Here is a 14967-nt window from a genome sequence, read left to right on the forward strand (position 1 = left end):
CTACCATCTTCTAGTTGAAGAGTTCCGTTTACAAGCGGTTCGTTACATGTTGCGCAACTTGCATTTACTGCCATTCCGCATTTATCACATTTATATGTTTCCATAATTTATTTTTTAGGTTTAAATCCTTTAAGTTTATTTATATGCGCTCTTTAATTTCAATGGCAATTAACATTGCAATACAAAATAAAAAAGTAACAACTACTATTCCACCAACTCCCATAATTATATTTATTTAATTTAAACAAATATAATAAAGTGGATTATTATTTCATTAGAACTTTTAAAAGAAAAAATAAACTAAAATTTAGGAGTAAATATGTTCTGACACTTGATGCTTTAATCTAAAAAAGTAAAATTTTATTAAAAAACAGAATGTACCACTTAAAATCAACTAAGTTTTAATCAATATTTCCAAGTACCTCCATATCGGTAGTTGTCATTTTCCTTTTTAACTTCTAAAGAACAATCTTTACACAGAAAAACCCATTTTTTTTCAGAGGTATATTGTACTCGGTACATGATGGTATATTCTTTCTTACACTTCTCACACTCTTTTCTTCTCATCTTTATACCCTTTATTTTAGACGAATTTAACCATATGTTTCAAACAGACACTATTTTTATATTTTTTTTACCATTTTTTTTTAAATAATGAGATAAATATTAGAGTAGAGTTAAATTTTATACTTTTAATTTCCTAGTGTTCACGTGTTTTAAGTTCATATTTTGTCAGTAATTTTTTTTAATTAATTATTTATTATATTATTTAAAAAGTATTTTTGTACTAATTAATTTAATACTCGTTTCATGAAAACGTCAACATTCAATAAAATTTCTCTTTTATTAATTAGATTTTCATTAAAATCCATTTTGTTTTTTTTAGTTTTTAATTCATTTGTTTTAAAAGCTTCAACAGTAGATCCAATAATAAATTCTCATTTCAATGTTACTGCATTTGCTGATGAGGATGGAGATGGAGTAGAAGATGAAGATGATTCCTGTGCAGGAACACCAGCTGGTGAAACTGTAGATGCTTCTGGATGCAGTGAATCTCAGAAAGATGATGATGGTGACGGAGTCTTTAACAATGTAGATCAATGTCCTTCTACTGAATCAGGTGTGGAAGTAGATGAAAATGGATGTGCAATTAGTTGTAATGTTGCTGTTTCTTATACAAGTGGTCCTTTATCTCAAGAAGTTTCAAATGGATCAGCAGTTGAAAATGTTGTGTTTACGTATGTTACTGATTGTGCTGAGAGCGAGTTTGACTTTGATGTAATAAATTTACCCAGTGGAGTTTCTTGGTATCGAAGTGGTACAGACCTGGTTGTAACCAGTGATATCAATGGACCTGTAAATTCAGACCCTGGCCCTTATGAATATATTGTTTTTGTTAGAACTAATACTGAAATATCCTCCGTAACAGGTTTGATTCAGGTTGTTGCTTCTTCAACCACTACAACTACTCAGACAGGCTGTAGTGTAGATTTATATGCATCAAGTGGTCCTTTATCTCAAGAAGTTTCAAATGGATCAGCAGTTGAAAATGTTGTGTTTACGTATGTTACTGATTGTGCTGAGAGCGAGTTTGACTTTGATGTAATAAATTTACCCAGTGGAGTTTCTTGGTATCGAAGTGGTACAGACCTGGTTGTAACCAGTGATATCAATGGACCTGTAAATTCAGACCCTGGCCCTTATGAATATATTGTTTTTGTTAGAACTAATACTGAAATATCCTCCGTAACAGGTTTGATTCAGGTTGTTGCTTCTTCAACCACTACAACTACTCAGACAGGCTGTAGTGTAGATTTATATGCATCAAGTGGTCCTCAGTCTCAAGCAGTAGATGAGGGAGTAACACTTGAAGACGTAATCTATCAATTTGATACAGACTGTGAAGATGTGACCATTGCCGTTACTGGATTGCCAAATGGAGTGTCTTGGGTTGGTGAAGGGAATAATATTACTGTCTCAGGTGTTGCCGATACTCAGCCTGGACAATATTTCTACACCGTTATAGTAGGTAATGATACAACACAATCCTTTGTTGAGGGATTGATTTTTGTAAATGAATCTAGCGTTACAACAACTTCAACCACTAGTACAACTACTCAGACAGGTTGTAGTATAAATTTATATACATCAAGTGGTTCTCAGTCTCAGTTTGTAGAAACTGGATCACTTATAGAGGATGTTGTTTTTCAAATTGATACGGACTGTGAAGATTTGGTAACTGAAGTTTCAGGTTTACCTAATGGAATTGTTTGGTCAACAGAGGGAGATACCCTAACTATTTCAGGCCAAGTAGACGACCAGCCGGGTGAATATGTTTATTCTATATCGTTGGCTAACAGTTTCTCACAATCTTTTTCTCAGGGTTTAATTTACGTTACCGAGAATTCAAGTACAGGAACCAGTACACAGAGCTGTTACATAGACCTATATCAAACTGCAGGTTTTCAATTCCAAGCTCTTGGAGCAGGCGAAACTATTGAAGATTTAGTGTATCAATTTGATTCAAATTGTGAAGATGATTCTATTGGAGAATCTATTATTGTTTCTGGTCTACCTAATGGTTTAGTATGGTCTTCCGACGGGAATGTTATTATAGTTACTGGTCAACTTGATGCAGAACCAGGAAGTTATTCTTTTTCAATATCCGTTAATAGTTCTTCTACAGAAGCAGTTGTTTATGGAGAAATAATGATTATTGATTCTGTTTCTATTGCAGATAGTGATCAAGACGGAGTTCCTGATTTCTTTGATCAGTGCCCTAATACAGAAAACGGTGCACTGGTAGATGTTTTCGGATGTGAAGTTAATGATAATGAAACAGGAGATTATACATATACAACTGAAAATGGTTGTGAAATTCAAATTTCAAATATTCCATCTAATGGAGAAGTTGCTGAGTTATGTTCCTCTGAACCATTCAATGAACAAATTATAGTTTCCTCCAGTTGCACCAGTTCAATTATTACCGCTGAAGTTTCAGGCTTGCCTTTAGATTGGGTTACAACATTAAGCACCGATTCAGATAATAATTCTGTGTTAACTGTTGTTTCTGGTGAAAATAGGCCAGTTGGGACTTATGATGTTTTAATCAGAATTTTAGATACCTCCTCGAATTTTGTAAATGAAACTAACTTTACTCTAGTTTTAGTATCAGATTGTAATGACCTTGGAAATGAAGGTTCAATAGACGATGCTGACGGAGATGGGGTTCCCGATTTCTTCGATGCTTGCCCTGAAACCAATGAAGGTGTAGCGGTAGATGTTTTTGGTTGTAGTAGAGATCAATCCTATAACAATAACATTTCAGATTCTGATAATGATGGAATTTCTGATATTTTTGACGCATGTCCAAATACACCGGATGGGGTTTCTATTAACGAATTTGGCTGTAGTGAAGATCAATTAAATAATCAGGTAGTTGAAGATGAAGATGAAGATGGAATTCCAAATTATTTAGATGTATGTCCTGATACAGAACCAGGAGTTAGTGTAGATGCATTTGGATGTGGTATTAATCAATCCCCAGATCAAGAAAATTTCACTGATACGGATTCGGATGGAGTACCGGATGATTTTGACGTTTGTCCCGATACTAAAGAAGGAGCAAGTGTAGACTATTTTGGTTGTGCTCAGAATCAAAACCCAGGAGAAAGCGATTTCGATGATAATGATAATGATGGTGTTCCTAATATTGCAGATGCTTGTCCAAACTCAGAAGAAGGTGCTACTGTTGATTTCTTTGGGTGTAGCGTAAACGAAACAGCTAGTCAAAATGAATTAGAAGACAGTGACCAAGATGGTATACCTGACTTTTTCGACGCTTGTCCTGAAACAGCAAAAGGCGAAATAGTTAATTCTTTTGGATGTGCTGAAGATCAAACATTTGAAGATGGATCTATTTCTGACGCAGATAATGATGGAATTCCAGATGTATTTGACGCTTGTCCTGAAACAGAAGAAGGTCTTGAAGTTAATTCATACGGATGTAGTGAGAATCAATCTCCTCTGCAGGGTACTTTCAGTGATTCTGACTCTGATGGTGTTCCGGATGAATTTGATGCTTGTCCTGATACCTCAATTGGAGTTTTTGTAAATGAATTTGGTTGTCCTTTGAGTGATTCTCAAGTTGGTAAAACATTTATTCCGGATGATGCTTTTGAGCAAACATTAATTAATTTAGGATTAGATGATGCATTGGATAATTATGTCAATACAGAAGCAATTGAGTCTGTTACTTCTTTAGACGTAAGTTCTTCTCAACGTTCGGATGGAAGTAAAATATATGATTTAACTGGTTTAGAATCTTTTTCTAACCTGGTTGAACTCATTGCAGTTGGAAATAATTTATTTTATGTTGATACCTATAACAATTCATCACTAGAGGTTTTAATTGTTGATAATAACTTAATTTCAAATTTATACACCAATAATAATACAAACCTGAGAAAACTATCAGTAAACAACAACTTACTTCATTATATCGATTTATCAGAAAATCAAAATCTCAGTGATTTAAATATTGGAAATAACTCGATCTATACAATTGATTTTTCTAACAATACGGGCTTAGTTAATTTAAAAGTAAATAATACTCCATTACAGAGTTTAGACATTTCAACCTTAAGCAGTTTAGATAAATTAGAAGTAATCAATACTGAAATATCGTGTATTAGTGTTTCTGAAACTCAAATAAGTGATATTCCTAGCGGATGGAAAATAAATAACTCAGCCTTTTATTCTATTGAATGTGGTTATGTAAGTGAGTTTGATTCAGATAATGATGGAATCCTTAATGAATTTGATTTATGTCCAGGTACTCCGTTTGGACAACAGGTTGATGGGTTTGGTTGTGCTTTAGTAGATTCTGATAGAGATTTAGACGGAGTTGTTGATGATTTTGATGCATGCCCAGATACACCAGAAAATTCTGAGGTTAATGAGTTCGGTTGTTCAATAATTCAATTGGACTCCGATTTAGATGGTGTTTTAAATGTATTTGATCAATGTCCAGAATCTCCAATTGGAATTGCTGTAAATAATCAGGGATGTAGTGAGAAAGAAGAGAAAAAATCTCAAGAAAATGGAGATGATGACCAGGATGGAGTAATTAATTCTTTGGATCGTTGCCCAGATACTATAGCTGGAACCATTGTAAATGAATTTGGATGTACCGATACAGAAATCAATGAGCAGACTTCATCAGATAGCGATCTTGATGGTGTATTGAATGTTGATGATTTATGTCCAGATACGGGTATTGGCTTAGCGGTTAATGAATTTGGTTGTCCCTTAAATGAAATTGATAGTGATTTTGATAAAGTAACGGATGATCTTGATTTATGTCCAAACACAGAGTCTGGAGTAGCGGTTGATCAATACGGATGTTCATTAAGTCAAAAAGAAAATGATAGCGATCTTGATGGTGTTGAAAACAGTAAAGATTATTGTTCTAATACAGCGCCCTATTCTGAAGTTAATTCAAATGGATGTTCTGTCGCTCAGATTTCAATTGATTCTGATTTCGATGGTGTTCGTAATTCAGATGATCAATGTCCAAACACTAAACCATTTGAAGTCGTAAATGAAAATGGATGTTCTGATGCACAACAAGATGATGATCGCGATGGAGTAGCTAATGGATTAGATCGTTGTAGAGCAACCCCTCTTGGTACTAAAGTAGATCAATACGGATGTTCTGTCGAAGAGGAAGATGGTGATGATGATAATGATGGGGTCGTGAACAGTGTAGATAAATGTCCAAACACTGCCTCTGGTGCACCAGTAGATAATAAAGGATGTGCATTTTTACCTCCAGTAATTTATTCTCAAGTTTTTGAAAAAACAGAGAATAGTCGAGACGAGGATGTTGCAGAGATTAGAGAATATCTTGGTAAAATTATTGTAGAAGATCCGAATTCTACCGATGCATCTAATGTTTCTAATATTAGTTTACAACTTATAGAGAGTGAAGATTCTTCAATTTTTGAAATTCAAAACGACTCTTTATTCATAGTGGGAACTACAGATTATGAAGAAAAGCCAAAGCATGTATTCCAAATTAAAGCAACAAATAATTTAAATTTATCAACCCTTCAGGATATGACTCTGATTGTTCTTGATATTCCCAATACCAATACAATCTCGAATTTTGAAGTTGCCGTTTTTGATCTTTCTGACGAGAGTACGAGCTCTAAAGTAGATTATAAAAGATATTTAAACCCCAAAGGGACTAAAGGAGTTGGTAAATGGAAAATTAAAAAGAAAATTACCGGTGGAGCAGATGCTGGATTATTTACAATTCGTTCTCCATCTATTCAGAAAAATGGAGAAGGAGAATCTGATGATTACTTAGACTTTATTGTTCCTCCTGATTACGAAAATCCTCAGGATCATAACCGCGATAACATCTATGAAGTAGAGGTTGTAAATATCAATACAAACGATGGTGAATCTGCAAAACCAATTTCGGTAACACAAACCAATCTTGTAATGCCCGAAGGAAACGCTACTGCAATTCAATTACAAACTATAGCCGCTACACCTCAAGCTGACACCGATGGTGATGGTGTTGTAGACATCTTGGATAACAGTCCTCTTGTTTATAATCCAAATCAAGAAGATAGCGATGGTGATGGTGTTGGGGATGTTTCGGATGATGCCGATCACGATGGGGTTTGGAATCCGTTCGACCGATGTGCCGATACTCCTTACGGTTCTTTAGTTAATAATAACGGTTGTGTTATTTTCTATCTGCCTCCGAGCAATTTCTCTCTTTCCAAAACAGAGAAATGTCAGGACACTAACAGCATTAGCTTGTCTGTAGAAGACACCTCTCTAACGTATCAAATTGATATCAGTGGAGCAGTTAATCAAACCCAAACTTTAAACAGTAGTAATTGGAGTTTAGATAACTTATCACAAGGATCATATTCTATTTGTGTTACAGTAGACGGAGTAGATGCAAGTGAATTTGAACGTTGTTTTGATGTAACTATAAACGAGCCACAGCCATTATCGGTTTATGCTTCTTCAAATAAAAGCGACAATACGGTAAGTTATAAACTTAGTGGAGGAGAAAGTTACTCGATTACACATAACGGAATCACAGAGCAAACCACTGAGAGCGAATACACCCTATGTCTGTATAAAGGAGTCAATACTGTTTCTATAACTACTGGAATTGCTTGTCAGGGTATCTTCGAGCAGTCATACTTTAGTTCAGATGCCGTTGTAACAGCTCCTAATCCATTTAATGACACCTTAGCAGTATATGTTGGTGGAACAGAATTAGAAGCCAATATCGAGCTTTATTCTAGTGATGGAAGAACGGTTATGGTAGCACAATATGCATTAACTGCTACCGAAAGAACAGTTTATATAAACACCTCTAGTTTAATAAGCGGAAGTTATATTGTAAAGGTTAATAATGCTTCTGTTAATCAATCTCAAATTGTTATTAAAGAATAATTCATATGAAAACTATACAAACCCTAAGCACACTGTTTAGTATTACAATTTTATTGTGGAGTTGTTCCAGTTCTCCGCCACCACCTTTAGAACCTGGAACACCCTCTTTGAGTTTTCCTTTAAACGAAGAAACTTGTCAAGAAGGGACTTCACTTAATGACTCACAGAGTAGTTTGGAGTTCCGATGGAGTTCTGCTGCAAATGTAGAAACCTATCGTTTGAGTGTAACCAACTTAAACAACAACCAAAGAGAAACTCTAGAAACTACAGGGACTTCACTGAGTGTTACCTTATTGAAAGCAACTCCATATTCTTGGAATATAACAGCAATTGGAGAAGAGGGAAGTCAAAACGCGAATTCATCAACTTGGAGGTTTTATTTAGCAGGGTCGGGTGTAACCAATTATGCTCCTTTTCCATCGGAAATATTAGCGCCAAGATCTGGAACTTCGGTGACGCCAGTAGAGGGGAATATTACTCTAAACTGGAACGGATCGGATGTAGATGGTGATTTGGATTATTATGAAATTTATTTAGACACCACAGACGCCAGTACTTTTCTAAAACAAGTAGATGCAGTGAATGCAAATACCAGTACAAGTATTGCGGTTGACAGTAATTCTGCTTATAGTTGGAAAATTATTGCGGTAGACACAAACGGAAATAAAAGTAATTCTGGGGTGTACTCTTTTAGAACGAATTAATCAATCTGAGTTGTATTAATTTACAATTCTGTTTTTAAAATGGCTCTGAGCTTTTGATTGTATAAGTGACCGTTGAGTTTTTTGAGAAAACAATCCATAAAACTCATTCGATTGGGAAGAACATTTGTTGAGTTAATTCTTTACCAACGATCTGTTTCCTGTCCAATGAAAAGTAGAAGAATCACCCATTATTACAACTGAATTTTTATTGTTAGAAAAGTTTAAGTCTACAAAAAACAAGCGTTCCGCTGCATCAGGGTATTGCTGAAAACGAAGCGAGTAGGAGTTAGGAGACCCACTGATTGCACTCCATGATCCATTCTCTATAATAGTCCCGTCAAAATTTATAGAAAGTGTACCTAAAGAATCAAAGGTCCAAACAATATCATCGTATTGGTTACTATCATCTAAAACTTCTTGCCATACACCAATTATTGGATCAGAAACTTCAAGAGTTTCATTGGAAGAATCATTATTTCCACAGGATAAAAGGATTAAACAAACCAAGATAACAATGTGTTTTTTCATAAAAAATAGATTTAAATAAGAATTGTTTTTAATCTCACGTAAACTAAAAGAAGTATACGATCAGCTTTTAGTTTTAATTATAGGTTTAAAAAAGACATAGGTAAAAAACAAAAAGAAGAGCCAATCATTTAACCCATATATTGTATAAAAAAAACCAGCCATTAAATCTTGTTCATAAATGGGAATTAAATCATTTTTTAAAATCCAAAAGGTCCAGTATATAGAGTAAACTAATTTTTCAATTGCGAATACTCCAACGAGCCATTTTAAATCTTTGTATTTTTTTGAGGAAGCTATAAAAGCTAATCCCCAGACAATAATCATGAGCAGACCAAATTTTGACATTGCATTTGGATCTGTATCATAAATAGCTCGGTTTGTGAAAAATCTTGAAAATATAAGAACTCCACTAATGTTTAAAATTCCAGCAAGTTTAAATCCTTTTGTAATTAAATTATTCATTTTAATACAATTAGTGTCTAAAATACAAAAAGTATTTCAAGGCTTTAAAACTTCCTATGAAGTACAATTAGTGAAGTTTGGTTTGGCAGCTGTCCAAGCATCAGTATTATTAAATACACCTGTACAGTTTATAACATTTAAAACATCCCATCCAGATTTACTCCAAATACATAAGTAGGTTTTAAATATTAACTACCTGTATTGTATCAGAGAAGGAACTTTAAATTTTTATATGATATGGTTCTAAATGACGATTAAAGGAGCCTATTTATTTACTTTCCAATACAGAATGTGACAAACACAATGCCTATATAGCCTTAGCTATTTTTCGTACATGTTTTCGTAAACCTTCAGTGCAAATAAAAGAAAATAAGGGAAAGATGCCTCTAGTTATATTCTACAATACCTTAAAGAAAACCATAGTTTTTTAAATCCATGTTTTACATTGTATACTTTTGATTGTAGATAAAGTCCATCCCAATCCCTTCAATCTCAATATAACAATTATATTAGTGTTTGTATTTACCAGAAAATAATGAGTAGTAAGACAGAAAAATTTCTTCAGAAAATTAAGGATAAAGGATTTTGGAATGATGATTTAGATTATTCCAAAGGAGTTTATAAAGGTTCCAGAGAGCCCTTTGAGGTTTGGTGTAAGATTCATAAAGTTGAAGTGACTAAAAAAAACGCTAGACAATTATATAGTCATAAAGGCTGCCAACTTTGTGGTTATGAAGAATCAAAAAAAAAAAACAGGATAAACGGAATAATTATTTTCTTAAAAGAAGCCCCTGTTAAATTCAAACATCAATTTAAATATGATAAAAATTTTTCTAAATCTCTTGGAGATGAGATGGAGATTTATTGTAAAAAACATGACGAAAAATTTCTTCAAAAACCAAACGCCCATTTAAAGGGAATTACTAAATGTTCTGGATGCAGAAAAGAAAAACGAAAAAATCAAGGAGCTAGAAAAAGAATGTCACTTGGAGAGTTTATCAAAAAATCAAAGATTGTTCATAAAAACAAGTTTGATTATTCAATTACTGAACAGTTTAAAAATCAAAATGATAAAGTTTTTATAAAGTGCCCTATTCATGGTAAAATTGAAGTGAATGTTGGTAATCATTTAAAAGGAAGTGATTGTATGGATTGTAGTGGAAATACTAAAAGAAATACAAAATCATTTCTTGTGGAGTTAGAGAGTAAAGGGTTCTTATTCAAAGATTATGATTACTCATTAGTAGATTATACAAATACAAACTCCAAGGTTATAATTATTGATAAGAAGTTTGATACAAAACATTCAATTATCCCCAAAGAACTTTTAAAAGGGAAAAAATGTTTGTCATCCAATTTAACTAATGGGTATTTAGATTTTGAAGATGCGAGAGAATTTGTGTGGAATTTAAATTTGAAAAATGAAAGTGAATGGAGAAAATATTTAAAAACAGAAAATAGACCTTGGAATATTACTACCAATCCATCCAAAATGTATAAAGATAAAGGATGGAAAGGAATGAATGATTGGTTAGGCACTAAAAAAGGGTGGGATGGTAAATATCTTGATTTTGAAGTCGCACGTGAAGTTGTAAGGAAAGAAAACCTTCAAACTCAAAACGAATGGTTTAATGATTATGTGAAAAATCGAAAACCCCATAACATTCCATCAAATCCTCAATTCGTTTATAAGGAAAAATGGAAATCATTTCCTGATTGGATTGGAACAAAAGATGGGTGGGAAGGGTATGAGTGGAAAAGTTATGAGGAAGCAAAAAAGTTTGTACATGGTTTAGAATTAAAGAGTACAGATGAATGGGATGATTATACTTCAAAAAATAAATTACCCAAAGGAATACCGACATATCCGAATAGAATTTATAAAGAATTTGGTTTCAGTATGGGGGATTGGTTAGGTACTGGAAATGTTTCTAATCGTGATAAAGAGTTTTATTCATTTAAAGAAGGTAGAGAAATCACTCATCAATTAAGTTTAAAAAGTAGTACTGAATGGAAAAAATATACTCAATCTGATAAGTATGATAAAATGATTCCTAAAGCACCCCATATGACTTACAAAGAATTTATAAGTATGGGGGATTGGTTAGGTTATATTGGAGATGGTTCTCACGATTGGACAAGAAAATATATTCTTGATTTTATTAATAACATTAAGGATGAACTTATTAAACTTGATTCAATAGAGTTAATTACAATAATCAACTCCAATAATTTAGCAAAGAAAATTAAAGATTTAGGATTTTTAGAAGATTTAGTTTCCTCCAAATCAAATACAGTTCAAAGGGAAAATATAGTTTCAAAAATTCAAAAACATATTAGTGATTTAGTTGGAAATTCAGATGAAGAAGAATTAGTTGAAGAAGAGTTAGTAGAAAATGTTTTTGAAGAAGAATTAACAGAGGGAGATGATACTTTTTATGACAGTATTGAGGAGGTAGAAGAATTAAAAGATTTTAAACCACTTGAGGAATTAAAATTTTATGACAATAAACTTATTACTTCTTCACTTGATGATGAGAACATTGATTTTCTATTAAAAAATCAACTCAAAAAACTTTGGAATAGTGTTCTTAATAATGAAATATCTGTTGATGAAGTTTTAAAAGAGGATGGTGGTAAAAACTTTAAACTAATAAAGAATAAATTTATTAATGAGTACAAAGAGGTTTCAAAAATAACACCTCCTAAAGATTATGTTTTCAAATACCCTCCGAATTTGATGCAGAAACTTGTTACATATAGAATGAAACAAGAAAAATTGTATGGTAATTGGAGTGGAACTGGAGCAGGGAAAACTCTATCATCAATTTTTTGTGGGAGATATCTTAATCTTAAAAACACAATCATAATTTGTAATAATTCAACTATAAGTGGTTGGGTTAACTCAATCCATGAATATTTTGACAACTCTCAAGTATACACCAAAACACAACTTAATAATAATGATGTAAGGCCAAATAAATACAATATCGTTCACAAATACGATATTAACCTTAAAGGAGATAGGTTTAATTATATCGTTTTAAACTATGAAACATTTCAATTAGAAGATGGTGAGTTTATTATTTCAGAATTACTGAAAAAAAATAGTATTGATTACATCATTTTAGATGAGGTTCAAAATGTCAAACAAAGAAAGGAGAAGGATGAATCTTCAAGAAGGAATGTAATTAATAAATTAATTATTCATTCTAAAAACGAAAATCCGAACCTTTATTTAATGGTAATGAGTGCAACTCCTGTAATTAATAACCTTGTAGAACCTAAAAAATTAATTGAACTAATTAGTGGTGAAGTTCATGAAGAATTAGAAACAAAAAGTAGTATCAGTAATGGTGTTGAAATGTATAAATCTTTAACAAGGTTTGGAATTAGATATAAACCTAAATATGGAATATCAGTAAATGAGAATCTAATTCAAGTTAATGGTGATGATTTAATTGATGAATTAAAAAAGATACCAAAGGGTTCTCCAATAGGTTTCGAAAAAGTTTTGATTAACACTAAACTTGAATCTATAAAACAATACCTTAAAAAAGGAACTCTGATATATTCTCATTATGTAACGGATTTGGTGAACGTAATTGGAGAATTCGTTGGTGAACTTGGATATACCTATGGTTTCTATATAGGTGATGATAAAGAAGGTTTAAGAAGGTTTAAAAACAAAGAGATAGATATTTTAATTGGTTCTGCTCCAATTGGTACTGGTGTAGATGGGATTCAATATGTATGTAATACTCTAATTCCATTAATATTACCTTGGACAAGTTCTGAATACGAACAACTTCTCGGAAGGGTAAATAGACAAGGTTCAAATTTTGATAATGTTAATGTTTACATACCTCAAGTTGTAGTTTCTCGTGGAGATAAGGAATGGAGTTGGGATAAGAGAAGGTATAATATAATTAAGTTTAAATCTACTCTTGCAGATTTATCAATGGATGGAATCATACCTAAAGAACTTTCTCCTCCAAAATCCACTTTAGTTAAACAAGCACAGAAAGAATTAGAAGAATGGATTAACCGAATTTCAGAAAACGATATTTTAACAATAGATAGAGAAGAAATTAAAATTCCTCTTAATCCAAAACAAATAGAATATAAAAGAAAGGAGTTAGGAGATTTTTCTGAACTAAATAAAAAATGGAGTGTATCCAATTCTAAAACAATTAAAGAAAGATTAAAAAAAGATAAATCTGAATGGAATTATTATCATACTCTATACAGAGAAAAAAGGAAAGGTTGGATTGAAACACCGTACATAGAGATTTCAAAAAAAATTAAGGATAGAGAAGATTGGATTGTTGCAGATTTAGGATGTGGTGAAAATCTCTTATCTAAAGAAATAACAAACAAAGTTTATCCATTTGATTATGTTGGAATAGATGAATCAGTTATTGAATGTGATATATCAGATATTCCATTAGAGAACAATAAAGTAGATGTTAGTGTTTTTTGTTTGTCTCTAATGGGTTCTAATTACAAGGAATACCTAAAAGAAGGATATAGAATCCTAAAACCTTATGGTAATATGTTTATTGTTGAACCTCAAAAGAAATGGGCAAATAATTCTGAAAGATTAATTTCAGAATTAGAATCAATTGGGTTAAAAGTAGTTGATTCGTATACCTCAAGTAGGTTTTTGTATATTCAATGTTTAAAACTAAAGTAAATGAGAGTTTTTGTATTACGAGCAGATTATGGGAGATACACTGATGTATTTAAAAAACACAGTTATATTGGAATAGGTTGGTTTGAGGAAATTAATCCTATTGAAAATAATTGGGATTTAACAGATAAAGATTTCCTAAAAGAAAAATATAGAGAAAAATACCCTACAGATGCTAATATGAGAGTAAATCAAAATGTGGGTCAAATTTTTCGATTTATTAACGATATTAATATTGGTGATATAATAATCTCTCCACACAACACCAATGAATTGATAATAGGGAAAGTAGTTGGAGATTTATATTTTGAAGAAGATAATTCTTCCCCATATCCTTGGAGAAAAAAAGTTGAGTGGTTAAAAAATGAATTTAATAGACATTCATTTTCAAATCCTTTACAAAATACACTTCGTTCCTCTTTAACTTGTTTTGAAGTAAAACAAAAAGATGAAATCTTTGAAGTACTTGGTTTCGATTTTCCTAAAACAAAAACAAAAAAGGAAATCAAATTTGATTCAAAATCAGCTTATGAACTTATAAGATTGAAGTTTTTAGAATTAGGTGCAACTGAATTTGAACAATTAGTTTCCTATCTGTTAAGAACACTAGGTTTTGAACCAACACAAGAAATTGGTAAAGTTGGTGATGGTGGAATTGATTTTGAAGGTATTTTAGATGTTAATGGTATAGCTTCAGTAAATCTTCAAGTTCAAGTAAAGAGATATGATAATAGTTCAATTGGTGAAAAAGAGATAAGAAGTTTCAGAGGTGCTTTGAAACAAGATTATCAAGGTTGTTTCATAACTCTTTCCAAGTTTCAGAAGAAAGCAATTATTAGTTCAACTAAAGAAGGATATAAAGGAATTCAGTTAATTGATGGAACAAAGTTTATCGAACTATTCATACAACAATACGAAGAAATCATTGATGTCATTCAAAGTGATGATAATGATGAATTATTAGATAAACTCCAATTTAAGAAATCCTTACTGCCTATATAAAAAAGTGGAAATCGAGTTTCTACTTTTATCTTTTATAGACTTCTTCAACGATACTAAAATCATCGTGAATAGATAGATTATCCTTTGTAT

7 protein-coding genes are annotated in these 14967 nt (G+C 32.1%); 4 read left to right on the top strand and 3 right to left on the bottom strand.

Annotated features, from left to right (window positions below; translation table 11 throughout):
• Positions 1 to 405: 405 nt before the first annotated feature.
• Positions 406 to 567 carry a hypothetical protein gene (locus NG655_RS04970; RefSeq protein ID WP_252158235.1) on the bottom strand — a complete coding sequence of 54 codons (162 nt, stop codon included), beginning with the start codon at positions 565 to 567 and terminating at the stop codon, positions 406 to 408.
• A 243-nt stretch (positions 568 to 810) separates the two neighbouring features.
• Here NG655_RS04970 and NG655_RS04975 point away from each other — a divergent pair, with 243 nt between their 5' ends.
• Together NG655_RS04975 and NG655_RS04980 are read left to right on the top strand one after the other, a co-directional pair.
• Entirely contained in the window at positions 811 to 7488 is a 6678-nt protein-coding gene (locus tag NG655_RS04975) for a T9SS type A sorting domain-containing protein (protein WP_252158236.1), read from the top strand.
• Positions 7489 to 7493: 5 nt separating this feature from the next.
• Complete coding sequence (locus NG655_RS04980) at positions 7494 to 8192, top strand: hypothetical protein (protein ID WP_252158017.1); 699 nt, start codon at positions 7494 to 7496, stop codon at positions 8190 to 8192.
• 132 nt (positions 8193 to 8324) lie between these two features.
• Here the strand turns inward: NG655_RS04980 and NG655_RS04985 are convergent, their stop codons facing one another.
• Positions 8325 to 8720 carry a hypothetical protein gene (locus tag NG655_RS04985; protein WP_252158237.1) on the bottom strand — a complete coding sequence of 132 codons (396 nt, stop codon included), beginning with the start codon at positions 8718 to 8720 and terminating at the stop codon, positions 8325 to 8327.
• A 60-nt stretch (positions 8721 to 8780) separates the two neighbouring features.
• The gene (locus NG655_RS04990) at positions 8781 to 9182 is read right to left on the bottom strand and encodes a hypothetical protein (RefSeq protein WP_252158238.1); all 402 of its coding nucleotides are present in this window, start codon (positions 9180 to 9182) and stop codon (positions 8781 to 8783) included.
• A gap of 535 nt (positions 9183 to 9717) precedes the next feature.
• Here NG655_RS04990 and NG655_RS04995 point away from each other — a divergent pair.
• Both NG655_RS04995 and NG655_RS05000 read left to right on the top strand, forming a co-directional pair.
• Complete coding sequence (locus NG655_RS04995) at positions 9718 to 13878, top strand: SNF2-related protein (RefSeq protein WP_252158239.1); 4161 nt, start codon at positions 9718 to 9720, stop codon at positions 13876 to 13878.
• Positions 13879 to 14877 carry a restriction endonuclease gene (locus NG655_RS05000; RefSeq protein WP_252158240.1) on the top strand — a complete coding sequence of 333 codons (999 nt, stop codon included), beginning with the start codon at positions 13879 to 13881 and terminating at the stop codon, positions 14875 to 14877.
• Positions 14878 to 14967 lie beyond the last annotated feature (90 nt).

This window comes from Candidatus Arcticimaribacter forsetii (assembly GCF_910589745.1).
Lineage (GTDB): Bacteria > Bacteroidota > Bacteroidia > Flavobacteriales > Flavobacteriaceae > Arcticimaribacter > Arcticimaribacter forsetii.

What these genes read in the sequence shown, in the direction of transcription:
- NG655_RS05000 (WP_252158240.1), top strand. Translation starts at nt 13,879, where the DNA reads ATGAGAGTTTTTGTATTACGAGCAGATTATGGGAGATACACTGATGTA.
- NG655_RS04990 (WP_252158238.1), bottom strand. Translation starts at nt 9,182, where the DNA reads ATGAATAATTTAATTACAAAAGGATTTAAACTTGCTGGAATTTTAAAC.
- NG655_RS04970 (WP_252158235.1), bottom strand. Translation starts at nt 567, where the DNA reads ATGAGAAGAAAAGAGTGTGAGAAGTGTAAGAAAGAATATACCATCATG.
- NG655_RS04985 (WP_252158237.1), bottom strand. Translation starts at nt 8,720, where the DNA reads ATGAAAAAACACATTGTTATCTTGGTTTGTTTAATCCTTTTATCCTGT.
- NG655_RS04995 (WP_252158239.1), top strand. Translation starts at nt 9,718, where the DNA reads ATGAGTAGTAAGACAGAAAAATTTCTTCAGAAAATTAAGGATAAAGGA.
- NG655_RS04975 (WP_252158236.1), top strand. Translation starts at nt 811, where the DNA reads ATGAAAACGTCAACATTCAATAAAATTTCTCTTTTATTAATTAGATTT.
- NG655_RS04980 (WP_252158017.1), top strand. Translation starts at nt 7,494, where the DNA reads ATGAAAACTATACAAACCCTAAGCACACTGTTTAGTATTACAATTTTA.